Source organism: Verrucomicrobium sp. 3C (assembly GCF_000379365.1).
Lineage (GTDB): Bacteria > Verrucomicrobiota > Verrucomicrobiia > Methylacidiphilales > Methylacidiphilaceae > Methylacidimicrobium.
The window spans coordinates 1,832,473-1,847,386 of the sequence record NZ_KB901875.1 but is presented as its reverse complement, the minus strand read 5'-3'; the positions used below and the strand labels follow the sequence as shown (position 1 = coordinate 1,847,386).

The 14,914-nt window shown below is 62.0% G+C and carries 13 protein-coding genes; all 13 read right to left on the bottom strand.

Features of this window, described 5'->3' with window-relative positions; genetic code table 11:
- Positions 1-14: 14 nt before the first annotated feature.
- From A37A_RS0109735 to A37A_RS0109675, 13 genes are read right to left on the bottom strand one after another with little or no spacing between them, the layout of a single operon-like run.
- Positions 15-875: a cell division protein FtsQ/DivIB gene (locus A37A_RS0109735; protein WP_020494262.1), complete on the bottom strand. Its 861-nt coding sequence runs from the start codon at positions 873-875 to the stop codon at positions 15-17.
- Entirely contained in the window at positions 872-1,777 is a 906-nt protein-coding gene (locus A37A_RS0109730; RefSeq protein WP_018291311.1) for a D-alanine--D-alanine ligase, read from the bottom strand. Before A37A_RS0109730 ends, A37A_RS0109735 begins: the two co-directional genes overlap by 4 nt.
- Positions 1,774-4,083 (bottom strand): UDP-N-acetylmuramate--L-alanine ligase, encoded by a 2,310-nt coding sequence (gene murC / locus A37A_RS18400; protein ID WP_081616245.1) that lies wholly within the window; start codon positions 4,081-4,083, stop codon positions 1,774-1,776. Before murC ends, A37A_RS0109730 begins: the two co-directional genes overlap by 4 nt.
- Positions 4,068-5,168: an undecaprenyldiphospho-muramoylpentapeptide beta-N-acetylglucosaminyltransferase gene (gene murG, locus A37A_RS0109720; RefSeq protein WP_018291309.1), complete on the bottom strand. Its 1,101-nt coding sequence runs from the start codon at positions 5,166-5,168 to the stop codon at positions 4,068-4,070. Before murG ends, murC begins: the two co-directional genes overlap by 16 nt.
- Entirely contained in the window at positions 5,165-6,319 is a 1,155-nt protein-coding gene (locus tag A37A_RS0109715) for an FtsW/RodA/SpoVE family cell cycle protein (RefSeq protein WP_018291308.1), read from the bottom strand. The genes murG and A37A_RS0109715 overlap by 4 nt, the downstream gene beginning before the upstream one ends.
- 23 nt (positions 6,320-6,342) lie before the next feature.
- Complete coding sequence (locus A37A_RS0109710; RefSeq protein WP_020494260.1) at positions 6,343-7,137, bottom strand: LysM domain-containing protein; 795 nt, start codon at positions 7,135-7,137, stop codon at positions 6,343-6,345.
- A gap of 28 nt (positions 7,138-7,165) precedes the next feature.
- Positions 7,166-8,266 carry a phospho-N-acetylmuramoyl-pentapeptide-transferase gene (mraY, locus tag A37A_RS0109705; RefSeq protein ID WP_018291306.1) on the bottom strand — a complete coding sequence of 367 codons (1,101 nt, stop codon included), beginning with the start codon at positions 8,264-8,266 and terminating at the stop codon, positions 7,166-7,168.
- Positions 8,267-8,305: 39 nt separating this feature from the next.
- Positions 8,306-9,712, bottom strand: a complete 1,407-nt coding sequence (gene murF / locus A37A_RS0109700) for a UDP-N-acetylmuramoyl-tripeptide--D-alanyl-D-alanine ligase (protein WP_018291305.1) — start codon at positions 9,710-9,712, stop codon at positions 8,306-8,308.
- Positions 9,713-9,721: 9 nt separating this feature from the next.
- A complete protein-coding gene (locus A37A_RS0109695; protein WP_018291304.1) occupies positions 9,722-11,197 on the bottom strand; it encodes a UDP-N-acetylmuramoyl-L-alanyl-D-glutamate--2,6-diaminopimelate ligase in 1,476 nt (491 codons plus the stop codon).
- Positions 11,194-12,948: a penicillin-binding protein 2 gene (locus A37A_RS0109690; RefSeq protein WP_018291303.1), complete on the bottom strand. Its 1,755-nt coding sequence runs from the start codon at positions 12,946-12,948 to the stop codon at positions 11,194-11,196. Before A37A_RS0109690 ends, A37A_RS0109695 begins: the two co-directional genes overlap by 4 nt.
- Positions 12,945-13,310: a hypothetical protein gene (locus tag A37A_RS16905; protein WP_020494259.1), complete on the bottom strand. Its 366-nt coding sequence runs from the start codon at positions 13,308-13,310 to the stop codon at positions 12,945-12,947. The genes A37A_RS0109690 and A37A_RS16905 overlap by 4 nt, the downstream gene beginning before the upstream one ends.
- Positions 13,307-14,266 (bottom strand): 16S rRNA (cytosine(1402)-N(4))-methyltransferase RsmH, encoded by a 960-nt coding sequence (gene rsmH, locus A37A_RS0109680; RefSeq protein ID WP_020494258.1) that lies wholly within the window; start codon positions 14,264-14,266, stop codon positions 13,307-13,309. The genes A37A_RS16905 and rsmH overlap by 4 nt, the downstream gene beginning before the upstream one ends.
- Positions 14,267-14,302: 36 nt before the next feature.
- Positions 14,303-14,731: a division/cell wall cluster transcriptional repressor MraZ gene (locus A37A_RS0109675; protein ID WP_018291300.1), complete on the bottom strand. Its 429-nt coding sequence runs from the start codon at positions 14,729-14,731 to the stop codon at positions 14,303-14,305.
- Positions 14,732-14,914 lie beyond the last annotated feature (183 nt).

Sequence of the window (14,914 nt, the reverse complement as noted above, 5' to 3'; positions counted from 1 at the left end):
CCTAAAAAAACCTCCTAATAGTCAAAAACGACCGGAACATTCTGCTCCGGAGTCAAGTCGACGGAAGCCACCTTGCGACCCCGGCTCTGTGAAAAGGCGTAGATGTTTTGCAACCTCTTCATCTGCCTCTCGAGATGATCCAAGCGCAAGGCGATGGTGACCCCATCCCGGGTCACGATTCTCAGGCAGAGATGGCCCGAGACGTCGAGGCTCGCCGGATCGAGAAGATTCCGCAAGGAGGGCGTCACTTGAAGCAACCGGAGCAGTCGCAGCGCCCCACGACATTCCGGACTATCCAGCCGATTTCCGATCTCCAGGTCGTCGGAGAGCACTCCTTCGATCTCGGGCAAGAGCGCAACGACCTCGCCCTTCCTCGCCACGAAAACAACTCCCTGGAGATCGATGCATAGATTCTGACCCGCAAACCGCTTTCCCTTCGTCCAGAGCTTCGCGAGGGGAACGCGCTCCTCGACGGTGATGGTGATGCGGTCGGGAAGCTCTCGACGAACCGAGGCTCGCTGCACGTAGGGAAGGGCCGCAACCGATTTATACACCTCCGGCAGCGAGACCCCCAGCGAGTTCTGACCCAGGTGCAATCCCGATGCGGACAAGATCTCCTTGCGAGGGAGATGCGTCGTGCCCTCGATCCGGATTTCGTGGAGGGCATATCGCGAATCGCCCGCTAGAAAGGGCAGAGCCAAGCGAGTGCCGACATAATACCCGCCAGCGCCGACGACAAAGAGGCCGGCCAGGAAGAGAACCACCCACGAGAGACGCCGCAAAAACACCCGCCGGCGCTCCTGCGGACCCGCCCTGGTCTGCAGCACGCTCTGCCGGACCCGTTTTCGATGGACGGGCTTGCGGAATCGGTTCATCGCCCTGCCTCCCTTTCCGTCCAAGAGAGCCGAAGCACCTTTTCGCAGAGTTGCGGAAAGGCGATCCCGGCCGCCCGCGCGGCTTTCGGGAAAAGGCTCGTCTCTGTCATGCCGGGAATCGTGTTCACCTCCAGCACCCAGGGCTTCCCGTCCGCATCCAATAACAAGTCCACCCTCCCGTAGACCGTGCAACCCAAGGCTCGATAAGCGGCAAGAGCCGCTTCGGCCGCCGTCCTGGCTTGGCCCGCAGGGAGAGGCGCGGGACAGAGATAGTCGCTGGCTCCAGTGGTATACTTGTTACGATAGTCATAAAAACCGGTCTTTGGGCGGATCTCCACGATCGGCAGGAGTTCGTCCCCCAAGATGCTGACTGTGAGTTCACGCCCTTCGACATAGGATTCCGCGATGACCAAATGATCCTCAGCCGCGGCTTTGGCAAAGGCCTCGGGATAGTCCTCTTTCTGAAAAACGCGGCTCACCCCAACGCTCGACCCCTGCCGCGAGGGCTTGATCACAAAAGGAAGGGGCAGCGGTATCTTATCAGCGGAACCCGCCAGGGTCCAATTCGGAGTCGGGACGCCGGCTTTTCGGAAGATCTCCTTGCTCCACGACTTGTCAAAAGCCCGCTCGCTGGCCTCGGCACCGCTGCCCGTGAACGGAAACCCGCGACGCAGAAGCAACCTCTGCACCTGCCCGTCTTCTCCGAATGTTCCGTGCAAACAGAGGAAAACGATGTCCGTGCCGCCGGGAAGGGGCAAGTCCGCCTCCTTCAGATCGAGCTCCTCGACCGGATAGCCCAACTGCCGCAAGGCCGCTGTCACGGCCCGTCCTGATTGCAGGGAGACCTCTCTCTCCTGCGAAAGTCCCCCTTCCAAGACCACCACTCGAACTTTCTTGTTCACGAATGCTCCTCTTCCCCGACTATGGCCAGGTTACAATCGACCTCAACTCCCGTCTGTTCGCGCAACCGCTGGCGGACTTCTTCCATGACACCCAGCACATCCGCCGCTTTGGCTTCTCCCCGCAACCGCACCCGATTAGGGAAGGAGGGATCGACCGATGCTCCACCAATCACGATCGGGTCGGGCTCTAGCCGTTTCCATAATCGGTCGATGTCGCCTCCTTTGGGATTTCGGAAGACTCCCTCCAGCCATCGATCGCTCATCTCAGATCCTGTGCCATCTCCCGATCCGGAATCCGAGTGGGAAAACGGGACCGAGGGAGCTTCTTCTTTCCCGGAGGAAAGAGTCCGCAGCCGCACGCCGACGACGATGCCATGATTGCCGAAGAGCCCGTCCTTGGGCCATGGTCCGTTCTCCCCGCGGGAAAAGGTTCGGAGCTCCCCTTCCCAGTCCACCAGGACGACTTCTTCGAGTCGGCGTTCGAAGCGCTCCCTGACCCTGCCGGCTCCTCGGGCCAAGAGACCTCCCACGGTCCCTGGGACGCCGGCGAGAAAGGAGAAGCCATCCACTGCCAGGCGGACGGTTTCGGCGCCAAGTTGACCGAGGAGAGCGCCCCCGCCGGCCTCCACCCATTCTCCGTCCACTACTACCCGAGATAGCGATGGGTGACGAAGGCTCAAGCAGAGGCCGCGAATTCCCCCGTCGAGGATCAAGACCCCGGCACCGGCGCCAAGCACCGTCAGAGGGATCTTCTCTCGTCCAGCAATCTTGACCAGCCGACGCACATCTTCCCCAGAGGCGGGTTCGCACCAAAATTCCGCGGGGCCGCCCAGCCGGGCCACCGTATGACCGGCAAGGTCTTCCGCCATCGCCAGAACTGCGGCCGACGACAGGGATCGCCGCACTTCCTCATAAAGGGCGCACTGCTCGGCAAGCGCCCGGGCCACCCGGTGTACATCGCCTGCCCCCATGGCGAGAAAGAGATCTCCAGGGCGCAGGCTTGCCGCCGCCATTCTCTTCGCTTCCGAGGCGCCGCAGGCGGAGAGCACCCTCACTCCGCTCCTCTCGGCAATCGTCCGTGCCAGCCGCTCCGAATTCACGCCTTCGATCGGTTCCTCGCCCGCACCGTAGATGTCCGTCACCAAGACCAGGTCCGCCCCTCCGAATGCGGTCGCAAACTCTTTTTCCAACCCATGCGCCCGAGAATACCGGTGAGGTTGAAAAAGAGACACCACCCGCTTCCGTCCGGCTCCCCGAGCAGCGGCCAGCGTCGCTCGAATCTCCGTGGGATGGTGCGCGTAATCATCGACCACCAGGAAGGAGGAACCAGCGAAGAGCACCTCGAAACGCCGCTTGACTCCCCGGAAGCCCGCCATCGCCGTACCGATGTCGGCGAACGGCAGCCCAAGCTCCAGGCTGAGCGCGACTCCGGCCAACGCATTCTGGACATTTTGCCCTCCCGGAAGAGGTACGCGGATCTCCCCGATCGGCTCCCCTCCCGCGACCAAGAGGAAGGTGCTCTCGAAAGGTCCTGGGTTCACACTTTCGGCGCGATACCACCCGCTCGGGCCGAGTCCGTAGCCTACCGCGTTGTCGCGCCCGGCACAGAGCTGGGCGGCATTCCGGTCGTCCGCACAATAGACGATCTTTCCCGAACACCGATTCAAGAAGGTCTCAAAAACCGAGAGGATCGCTTCCATCCCCGGATAGAAGTCGACATGTTCTTCCTCCACGTTCAGGAGCACGGCATGGTTGGGCTCAAAGGAAGCCAGCGTGCCGTCGCTCTCGTCCCCCTCCACAATCATGTAATCCCCTTTTCCCCAATCGGAGTTCGCACCAAGAACCGGGGCATCCCCCCCGACGTAGTACGAGGGCTCCCATCCGCTCTGGCGCAGGATGTGGGCGAGGAGGGCCGTAGTCGTCGTTTTTCCATGCATTCCCGCAACAACGATCGATTTCTTGGCGCGGCAGAGTTCCTGGAGAAGGTCGGCCCTTCGCGCGGTCGGAATTCCGCGCGCCACCGCGACCTTGCGCTCGGGATTATCCTCCCCAACGGCAGAAGAGTAGACCAGGAGGTCGACTCCCTCCGGTAGATCGCCGTCGTGTCCATAGGAAAAACGCAACCCCAATTCCTCGAGATCCGCGACGGCGGCGGTCCTGCGCCGATCGGATCCCGAAACTTGATGACCGAGCAGCAACAAGAGGCGAGCAAGCGGTCCGACCCCGGAGCCCGCCACACCGACTAGATGGATCCAAGCCCGCCGACTCAAGCAGCTGGTCCATCGACTCGTCAACCTTGCATGCACCTTTCCACCTCCTCTGCCACGGCCCGCGCCGCCTCCGGCCGGGCCAAGCCCCCGGCCGCTCGGCCCATCTCTCCCCGCCTCCCGTCGTCGCGCAAAAGCTCCACGAGCTTCGCCGCCAGCCGCTCCCCGGTCAGGGTCGCTTGATCGTAGGACAAACTCGCTCCCGCCGCCACGAAAGCTTTTGCGTTGGCCCGCTGGTGATCGTCGGCCGCGAAGGGGAAAGGCACCAGGATACTCGGCAGCTCGTAAAAAGCCATTTCCGAGAGAGTCGCCGCTCCGGCACGGGCAACCGCGATATCGGCCAAGCTGTATAAGAGGTTCATCCGATGGGAAAAGCTTTCCACCAGTGCGGGAATCTGGCGCGCCCGATAGACAGCCAGACAGACCTCGCGATCCGCCAGACCCGACAGGTGGAGAATCTGCGCGCGATCCAAAGCTCGTACCAAAGCGGGCGCGGCCTCCCGCAAAAGACGATTGAGCGCCTGGGCGCCCTGGCTGCCTCCAAGGACAAGAATCGTCAGGAGATCCGGCGATAGGCCGAGTGCCTTCGCCGCTTCCTCGCGCGGAACTCTACGGAGGCTGCGGCGCAAAGGGGTGCCGGTTACAACCGTCGAGATTCCCGGCAACCGTTTCTGACAAGCTTCAAAACCCAAGAGAAGCCGGTCGACCCTGCGGCAAAACAGACGAGTCACAAGTCCGGGCACGGCATTCGATTCATGCAACAGGGTCGGAATCCGCCGTCTCTTTGCCACGAGCAGGGGTGCTGCGCTTAGAAAGCCTCCCATCCCAAGAACCGCTCCGGGACTCAGCCGACCGAAGAGAGCCGCGCAACTCCGCCAACTTCGCCACAGGCGCAGGAAAAAAGCGGGCGTTTTGGAAGAGAAAGCCCCAGGCCATCCCATGGCCGGAAGCGTCTCCCAAGGATAATTCCCTTCCCCTTCCAAGGCGGTCCGATCGATCGGCTTTTCGGAGAGAAGCAGACAGACCTCCTTGCCCCGGCGCCGCAACTCCTCGGCGACGGCCAGTCCCGGCAGAAGGTGCCCGCCTGTGCCGCCGCAGGCGATGACGACAGGCTTCTTGGTCATAACCGCACGCTACGCTGAGCCCCGTGGGACTCTACGGAAAAAGCCGAGCCCCGGCCTCCCTGGCGATGGATGTTGAGAAGGGTGCCCAGGGCCATGAGACAAAAGAGAAGATTCGAGCCGCCATAGCTGATGAAGGGTAAGGGCAGACCTTTGTTCGGCAAGAGCCCCGTGACGACACCGAGATTGGCGATCGCCTGCACGGCGATCAGCGTGACCAGTCCCATACCCAATACGAGTCCCTCCCCGTCGGGGGCAAAGAGCGCAATCCACCCGCCACACAGGGTGAGCGCAAGATACGCCAACACCACTCCTAAGGTCACCCAAAGACCAAGCTCTTCCCCGAGGATCGGAAAAATAAAATCGGTCGTTGCTTCCGGCAGATAATACATCTTCTGCCGGCTGTTCCCCAATCCGAGCCCGGTCACCCCGCCGGACCCGAGAGCCACCAGCGCCTGCCAGACCTGATAGGCCTTCCCCTGCTTGTCGCTTTCCATGTTCCAGAAGGCGAGCAGCCGGGCTCTGCGCTCGGGAATGCTCAAAGCCACTCCGAGAATCGAGCCGGCTGCCGCGAGGCCCCCCGGCCCGACGAGCCAGAGAGGCAGCCCGGCAATGATTAAAACCACCATGGCCAGGGTGAGGTAGAGGGCTGCGCTGCCCAGATCGCGCGCAAGAAGAAGGATGCCCGCGAATGCCAGGGTCACCAACAGAACCACGGCGTAGCGCCGCCATCGTAGCCGGTGTGAATTGGCTTCTCCCAATTGGGCGGCGGCAAAGACACAGAGAGACCATTTCATGAGTTCCGAAGGTTGCAAGGTCAACGGACCGAGGGTAATCCAGCGGGAAGATCCGTGGACGCGATGGCCGATTCCGGGAAGGAAACAGAGCAGGAGGAGACCCAACCCGATTCCCAGCAGCTCCCAGGAATGGTTCAAGAACCAATGATAATCGATGCGCGTCAGGATGGCACCGGCGGCGATCCCCAACCCGATCCAGCAGAGCTGCCTCTCCACAAGCGGAAGAAGAGAGCTGTCCTTGTCGCCCACGAAACGGCCGGCCGCGCTATAGAGGGCGATCAAGCCGAGCCCCAGGAGCGCAAAGGCGACCAAGGTCAGGACATATCCGACCCAGCGGTGAAGCTGTCTCTCGTTCACTCCCTCCTACTCACTCTTTCGCCTCAACCTCCTGCGGCACCGCTGCCCCGGCGGGACCGACCCGCCTTCGCTGGTGGAATGCGAAGCTCCTCTCCGATATGAAGCTTGCTCGATGCGCTCAGACCGTTAGCGGTCATCAAATCGGATAAACCGACGTGGTAGCGTCGCGCAATCCGCCAAAGGGTGTCTCCGTGGACCACATGGTAGATGCGGGGTGGGGCTGCCACGGCCGGAGGTGCCGGGCTTGTCGGTTCGTTCTGGCCTGCCTCGGGAGCAGCCGTCCCGCTCCGCCGCTCTGTCGCTGCTGCCGAATCGGGCGAGGCCGACTTTCCCGCGTTCTCCTTATGAGCGAGGCGCCGAGGTCGCTTCTTGGAACCCTTTTTCTCTCCCGCATCTTCGCCGCCCGAAGACGGGGAGACACCGCTTCTCCCACTTCCCCCAGCCGCGTGGGCGAGCGAGGCGGCGGAAGAAGTTGGCGCCCCTGTCGAGCCCTTCTCCCCTTCCGGCTTTCCGGCCAGCCTGCCGCCCGAGGCAGTGGCACCAACTGGGCCCTTCTGTCGGCTGCCATCGATCCGTGCGGACTTCGCACCGCCACCGAAAAGATTGAAGAGGGCGACGCCTCCAATAAAGAGAACGTGGAGCAGCATGACCGCCAGGATCACCGTGATGACCCGAAGGCCCATCGTGCCTTCCCTGAGAGGCAGCTCTCGCTGCACTAGATCCATCGCACCCGAGGAGCCGCCTGCCGCGAGTCCGCTCGGCGGGCCCGATGGCTTCCAGCGCAGCACCTTGGCCGAAGATCGCGTTCTTCTCCTCATCGACCGGGCTCTCCTCGAATGGGCACTTTCATCTTAGTTTGAGGCTCGAGAGCGCGAGCAGCCCGCAGAGCAGGCTTAAAATCCAGAACCGAACCGTCACCCGTGACTCCCCCCAACCTTTCAGCTCGAAATGATGATGGAGGGGAGCCATGGCGAAGACCCGATTCCCGGTCAATTTGAAGGAAGCAACCTGGATCATGACCGAAAGAGCTTCCAGAACGAATACGCCACCCGCCACAACGAGAAGAAGCTCCTGGCCGATAGCGATGGAGACCAGGCCGAAGGCCCCTCCCAGTGCCAAAGCGCCGGTGTCCCCCATGAAGACTTCCGCCGGATGACAGTTGTACCAGAGGAAGCCAATCGAGGCTCCGAGGAGCGCCGCGCAGAAAACGGCCAGTTCGTCCGCGCCGCGCACGTGCGGCACGAAAAGATAGGCACTCCAGTCCGGGCGCCCTGCCACGTAGGAGAAAACGGCAAAAACAAAGGAGACCCCGATCGAGCACCCGATCGCAAGTCCATCCAGACCGTCGGTGAGATTCACCGCATTCGACGAGCCCATGACGACCAGCAGGAAAAAGGGAAGGGCCGCCCAGCCGAGCTCGATCCGCGAGATCGATTTCAGGAAGGGAACCGCGATCTGGCTTGCTTCCCGGCCTGTCTCGTGACCCGCGAGGATCAGCGCCCCGGCAATCAGGGCAACGGCGGCCTGGACCAACAGCTTGACGCGCCCGGGGATTCCCGCGGATTTTTTCTGCACGACTTTGAGATAGTCGTCCCAAAAGCCAAGGGCTCCTAGCACGGCCGTCCCCCCCAAGCAGATCCAGAGAAAGCGGTTGGTCGGCACGGCCCAGAGAAGGCAGCTTCCGGCAAGGGAAAAGAGGATCAGCAATCCACCCATCGTGGGTGTTCCAGCCTTTGCCCCGTGCAAATCGGCCAGGTGCCTCACTTCCTCTTTTCCACGAATCGGCTGGCCCATCTTCAAACGGCGGAGCATGGCGATCATGGGCCGACCGAAGCTCCAAGAGAGAAAAAGGGCGGTCAGCGCCGCGGCGACCGACCGGAACGTAATGTAGCGGAAGACGTTAAACCCGATAAAATGCCCGGAAAGAAAATGCAGATAGTAGAGCACTTCGAACCTCCTTTCGCGCCGTCCTCGCCTCTTGCTTGCTCATCGTGCTTCTTTGCCACCGCTATCCGCGCTAGAGAGAGCTTGCACCAATCGCTCGAGCCCAAGAAATCGGGACCCCTTCACCAAAATCACGTCTCCTCCCCGTCGCAAGGCCTGCAGCTCCCGGATCGCATCGTCCACATGGGCGCAGAGACGGATCCTTTCTGCGGGCAACCCAGCCGCGACCGCCCCCCGCTCCAGCCACTCTGCCTCGGGGCCAACCACTATCAGGAAGGCAAGCGGCAAGACGCCGGCGCTCCGTCCCAAGCGCTCATGCAATGCCGAGGATTGTGAACCGAGCTCACCCATGGAGCCGAGGACGGCCCCTCTCCGCTCGCCCTTGGGAAAGTCTACAAGGGCGTGGAGAGCGGCTAAGGCGGAATCCGGATTTGCGTTGTAGCTATCGTCGATGACCCAGCCATCTGGAAAGCGGCGCACCTCCATTCGATGGGCTGGGTAGACCGCTTCTTCCAATCCACGAACGATCTCCTCGGCCGACAATCCCGCCAGATCTCCTACACCCGCAGCCAACAAGGCGTCGGTGACCACCGCCCGAGACGCCGTTCGGAGCTGTACCGGCAGCTCCACCGAGTCCCCCTGGAGCAGGAAGTGAACGCCTCCTTCCCTCATCTCGACCTGCCGGGCCCGCCAAGCCGCCTCGGGGCCAGAGCCGACCCAGACCACCCTGCCCCGGCACCGATCGGCCATTCGACGAATCCATCCGTCCTCGTCCGGCAGGACCGCCCCTCCATCCGGAGGAAGGGCAGCCAAGAGGGCTGCCTTTTCCTCTGCAATGGCCTCTTCGCTTCCGAAGAAGCCGACGTGGGCCAAGCCAATATTGGTGAGAACCCCGATGTCGGGAGCAGCGATCGCCGCAAGGCGAGCGATCTCCCCGGGATGGTTCGTCCCCATTTCGAGGACACCTAAGGCAATCTTTGAGGAGAAGTCGAGAATCGCGAGGGGCAGGCCGATCTGATTGTTTCGATTCCCCATGTTGCCGAGCACAGCGAACCGGCTCCGCAAGACGCTCAAGATCAATTCCTTGGTCGTCGTCTTTCCGCTACTTCCGCTCACCGCTACTATTTTCGCGGAGAGAGAGCGGCGATACTGATGCGCAAACCGCTGTAGTGCGGCAAGGGTGTCCGTTACAACCACAATGCCGGCGTCAACGGGAAGGGAGAGCCGATCCGTAGTCCGGGCGACGACCGCGGCCCGCGCGCCGCGACGAAAGGCTTCCTCGACGAAATCATGCCCATCGAAGTTCGTTCCGGAAAGAGCCCAGAAGCAGTCTCCGGGCTGAACGGTTCGCGAGTCGGCGTGCACGCGGGAGAGGATGAGTCTGGCGTCTCCGCGCTCCCGGGATCCGCCGCTCCACTCCTCGATTCGCCCAAGAGAACACGGCTCCATATTCTTCTATCACCTCTCCGCCAAAATCTTGCCTACCTCACTCCGATCGTCGAAGGGGTGAAAGACGCCTTGCACTTCCTGGGTCGTTTCATGTCCCTTGCCGGCCACACAAACCAGGTCGCCCCCTTCGGCTTCCCGCAAGGCATGCTCGATCGCCTGACGGCGGTCCGGAATCCAGGCAGGCCGGCATCCCTCCGGCACGCCTTTCGCCATGTCTGAGAAGATCTGATCCAACGGTTCGTTTCGCGGATTGTCGGCGGTAAAAACGATTCGATCCGAAAGCGCGCAAGCTGCGGCCGCCATCCTCGGTCGCTTTGTTCGGTCGCGGTCCCCTCCGCAACCGACGACGATCCACAACCGCTTCTGCGCCAGCTCCCGAAGTACCAGCAGCGTTTTACGCAGCGCATCCTCCGTATGAGCGTAATCGACCACCGCGATGACTCCGTCCGAGGAGCAAAAGCGCTCCATCCTTCCCGGCACCCCGGGAAAGACCTCCAACGCACTTGCGATCTCCTTTGGGCCGATGCCGAGGGCGAACGCGGCGGCGAAAGCCGCCAGGGCATTCTCGACGTTGAAGGATCCGAGCAAAGGAATCCGGACCGAAAGCGATCCCCCAGGATGGGACAAGAGAAAGGAGCTTCCGGAAGAGTCCTTACGCACTCCCTCGGCTCGAAAATCGGCCTGAGGCGCTCCCAAGGCGCTGTAGGAGAAAACCCCATCTGGCCTCCGGGATGCCGAACCCAGCACCTGCCAAGCCCGATCGTCCGCGTTGACTACGGCGGAAGCCGCTTTTTTGGAGGCAGCGAGCCGATGAAAAAGCAAGGTCTTCGCTGCTCTATAGCCCTCGACGCTTCCATGAAAATCGAGATGATCCGAAGTCAGGTTCGTAAAGATCCCGATGGCAAAGACCACTCCCGCGACCCTGCCCTGCGCCAGCGCATGAGAGGAAACTTCGAGCACGGCGGCTCGGCAGCCGTCGTCCCGCATTCGGGCGAGCAGCTCCTGCAAGTCGCTCCCTTCGGGCGTCGTTCTGCGCGCGGGCAGAACGGATTCTCCCACCTGGTATCGCACCGTGCCGATGAGGCCTGTCCTGCGCCCTGCCCTCTCGAGAACATGGTGGACGAGAAACGCCGTCGTCGTCTTCCCGTTGGTTCCCGTGATTCCAACTAGATCCATGGAAGCGCTCGGATGCCTATAGAAGAGGTCCGCCATCAAGGCTAAGGCCTCGCGGGCGTTGTCGACTCGAACGTAGGGGATGTGCGGGGGTAGCGCCTCGAAGGCCCTCTCCCCGACGATGGCCACCGCTCCCCTTCTCATCACGTCCGGAAGGAACCGGTGGCCATCGGCCCGAGTGCCTTGCCAGGCAAAAAAAACGTCTCCCGGCTTGGCGATGCGCGAATCGTAGCAGAGCCCGGAGACTAGAGGATCGACCTTCCCCGCCACCTCGCAAGGTTCGACAGCAACCAACAGATCTCGAAGCGTCACAACGCTCCTAGGTGTGCCGCCCGAGCCGGCGCACTCCTTGGCACGACGCCCAAAGCTTCCGCAATCTGAGCGGCCATGGTGCTGAAGGCGGGAGCGGCAACCTCCCCGCCGTAGTACCGTGCTCCCTTTGGCTCATCGACCATGACGAGAAGCACAAATTGAGGATCTTCCTCCGGCAAATATCCGATGAAAGAAGAAACGTATCGACCGTGCCCGTAGCTCCCACCGACCGCCTTTTGTGCGGTCCCGGTCTTTCCAGCCACCGTAAATCCAGGTACGGCCGCTTTCGTCCCGGTGCCACCCTTCGCAACGACCCCGGCGAGGGCACGAGAAACCCATCGCGCCGTCTTCTCCGAAATCACGCGGCGAACCTGTTCCGGAGCTACATAGGAGATGGACCGGCCTTCCGGGGACACCCATCCACGGACCAGCATGGGCTTCATGAGCACACCGCCATTGGCAATGACCGCCATCGCCTGGGTCATCTGGATCGGGGTGACCATCACCTCCTGTCCCATCGGGATCCGGCTGATCGAAAGCTTCGACCACTGCCAAGGAGGGCGCAGAAGCCCCACCGACTCTCCTTGCCAGGGCAGAAGCCCGGTCGCCGAGCCGATCCCAAAGGCGCGAGCAAACCGATAGAGCCGCGCGGCGCCCAAGCCGATGCCCAGCTTGGCGAACCCAATGTTGCTCGACTTTACCGTTACTTCCCGGACGGTCAGCACCCCGTAGGGATGGCTGTCATGCAAAACATACCCGGCGTAGGAGAAGGCACCATTTTCACAGTTGACCGGCGTGTCGAGTGATACCTGCTTTTCCTGCAAAACAGCCCCAAGCGTGACGATCTTGAAGATCGAGCCTGGCTCCACAGGATCCGTCAAGCACCGGTTGCGCAGCAACTCCGGGCGCACATGCTCTCCGTCGTTCGGATCGAACGTCGGCCGGACAGCCATGCCAAGGATTTCTCCCGTCGACGGCCGGATCACTACGGAGTAGATCGCCTTCGGCCGAAACTCCCGATCGAGATCGTCCAGCCCTTTTTCCAGGATGTGTTGGATCGTCAAATCGAGAGTCAGGCGCACGGTCGCTCCATCGACCGGCGCGGCGTTAAAGCCACGGTATGCCGGAATTTCCCTTCCCAAGACATCCTTTTCGATCCACCGCTCTCCCGGGACTCCGCGCAACTGCCGGTCGAAAGCTCGCTCGACTCCCGCGACACCCTTTCCCTCCGCGTCCAACAGGCCGACCACCGCCGCAGCCTCCGGCCCGTTGGGATAGACGCGGATAAACTCCTCGCGAAAGAGAAGGAAAGGTTCCGGGGTCTTTCCGCCAGTGCGCCACTCGCGCAGCTGCTCCTGTTCGAAGGCGCTGAGCTTTTGGACGGCATCCTCGCCGACCTTCTTGGCCAGCAGTCGATACCTCTCGCTCGGGCGGAAGCTGCCGGAGAGAGTTCCCGGCCTTAGGCCGAGCAGGCTTTCGAGCTTGGGAAGCGCCCGATCGGGATCGAGAAGATTTTTCCCATCGAGTCGGACTTCATAGACGGCTTGGCTCTGCGCGAGGGGAGTCCCATGGACGTCGACGATCATGCCTCGATGAGCCGGCAGGTCGATTCGAGCACAGTGATTGAGCATCGCCAGTCGTGCATACTTGGGATGCTCGACGAGCTGAAGCTCGACCAGCCTGTGCGAAACGATCGTGAAGCCGAAGGCGAGAAAGACCAGAATCCACAACGATCGTTGGCGAGTTTTCACGGCAGCCTTCGTCGTTCTCCCCCTGTCGTTTCCGCAAGAACGTCAGGGCGTTTTCCTTCTTCCATGCGAACGACTTCCAGTTGACTCGTCTTGACCAGGCCGATATGCCAGGCGGCGATCCTTCGTTCCAGCTCCACGGCGGAACTCGCCCGGGCGATCCCCACTTGCACCCGCATGTTCCGCTTTTTCCACAGAACCAGCTCTTTTTCCGAATGAGCCACGTCCATGGAAAGCCGAGCGACTCGATTCTTGAAGGAAAGGAAGGCAATCCCGACTCCGGCGAGAAAAAGAACAGCAACGATCCATCCCCCGAGTGTACTCAACGGGAAGGGCTCAAGATGTCGCACCCGGTTTCCGCTCATAAATCCTCCTTGGTCTTCTTCCAGCCCACCCGCAGGCGGGCGCTCCGCGCTCGTGGATTGCGCAAACTTTCCTCCTCCGAAGGGAGGAACCGCGCCTGCCGTACAAACCCTTCCTCGGGCTCAGGGCTTTCCTGCGCTCCGGAGGGCCCCTCCGCTCCTCGCAACAGATGCTCCCGAAGGAAGTGCTTCGCGCGGCGATCTTCCTCCGATTGAAAGCTGATGACCGCCAGGCGCCCGCCCGAGGAAAGCAAACGCAACGCCGCCGGCAAAGCTCTCTCCAGCGAGCCCAATTCGTCGTTGACCGCCATCCGCAACGCCAAGAAGGCCCGCGTTGCCGGATGGATACGTCCACGCGACGGCCGAGCCGCTCCAATGGCCGTAACGAAGTCGCCTGTCGTCTGCAAGCAACCACGTTCCCGGGCACGCACGACTGCGCGGGCCAGCCGCCGGCTTTCGCCGGGCCGAGCCGCAACCAAAAAGAGCCTGGCCAGATCCTCTTCTCCGAGCTCTTGCAGCAGATCGCCCGCCGTCACCGGGCCCGCCGGATCCATGCGCATGTCGAGCGGAGCATCCCAGCGGAAGCTAAACCCTCGCGAGGGGTCGTCCAATTGCCCGGAAGAGATCCCGAGGTCGAGAACCACGCCATCGACAGAGTCCCAGCCGATCCCGGCGGCAGCCGCCTCCATCTCGGCAAAATTGCCCCGAACGAAAGAAAGCCGTTCGCCCCACGTAACCCGGAGGAGAGCCGCCCTTTGCTCCGCCTCCGGATCGCGGTCCATCGCCAGAACCCGAGCGCCCCGCTCAAGCAAGGCCGCGGCATGACCGCCGAACCCGAAGGTGCCATCGATCCAATATTCCCCCTCCTTCGGCGCGGCCGCTTCCAGCAGCTCGCGAAGCAAGACCGGCTCATGCTGAGGTCCATCCATGCCTACCTCGGCTGGAATTGAATTGCTCATGTTGCTGCCTCGGTCCTCCGTTCTCTCTACCCCACGTCACAAGCCCATCTTCTCCATCACGTCTTCCAAGGTCGCGGGTCCAGGCTGGAGCGCCCGCCAGGCTTCGGCGCTCCAGATTTCAAAATGATCAAAGCAGCCCGCGAGCACCGCTTCTCTCCGCAGTCCCGCCTGCTTTCGCAACCGCTCCTTCACTCCGATTCTTCCCTGCTGATCCCAGCCGACCATCTGGGCGATGCGTGCCAAAGCCTCCACCTGCTGACGCGAGGGATCCTGAAAGGAAAGGTTGCTGACTCGTTCCTGGAGCCGGGCAAGCCAGCTCTCCGGATAGACCTTCAGACAACTCGATCGGGAGGGGAAAGCAAAAAGCCGCGCCTCGTAGCCCTCCTGCCGCCATTCGGAGGGTATCGTTATCCGTCCCTTATCATCGAAGGCATGCTCGAAGGTATCGGTATAATTTGCGTTCATCAGGGACCCATGTCCATCCCTTACGCGCCACTTTGCTCCACTGTCCACCACCTGTCAATCGGCTTTTCCCTGGGTGTCGTAAGCAAGTGAAGTGACCGCCGCGAGGGCAGATGAAGTGACCGCTTGGGTATTGGGGGCTGGAGAGTTCATGAGATGGGGGCATGGACGGCTTTGGCGAAGCGG

What these genes read in the sequence shown, in the direction of transcription:
- A37A_RS0109735 (WP_020494262.1), bottom strand. Translation starts at nt 875, where the DNA reads ATGAACCGATTCCGCAAGCCCGTCCATCGAAAACGGGTCCGGCAGAGC.
- murG (WP_018291309.1), bottom strand. Translation starts at nt 5,168, where the DNA reads ATGACCAAGAAGCCTGTCGTCATCGCCTGCGGCGGCACAGGCGGGCAC.
- A37A_RS0109710 (WP_020494260.1), bottom strand. Translation starts at nt 7,137, where the DNA reads ATGAGGAGAAGAACGCGATCTTCGGCCAAGGTGCTGCGCTGGAAGCCA.
- murF (WP_018291305.1), bottom strand. Translation starts at nt 9,712, where the DNA reads ATGGAGCCGTGTTCTCTTGGGCGAATCGAGGAGTGGAGCGGCGGATCC.
- A37A_RS16905 (WP_020494259.1), bottom strand. Translation starts at nt 13,310, where the DNA reads ATGAGCGGAAACCGGGTGCGACATCTTGAGCCCTTCCCGTTGAGTACA.
- rsmH (WP_020494258.1), bottom strand. Translation starts at nt 14,266, where the DNA reads ATGAGCAATTCAATTCCAGCCGAGGTAGGCATGGATGGACCTCAGCAT.
- A37A_RS0109675 (WP_018291300.1), bottom strand. Translation starts at nt 14,731, where the DNA reads ATGAACGCAAATTATACCGATACCTTCGAGCATGCCTTCGATGATAAG.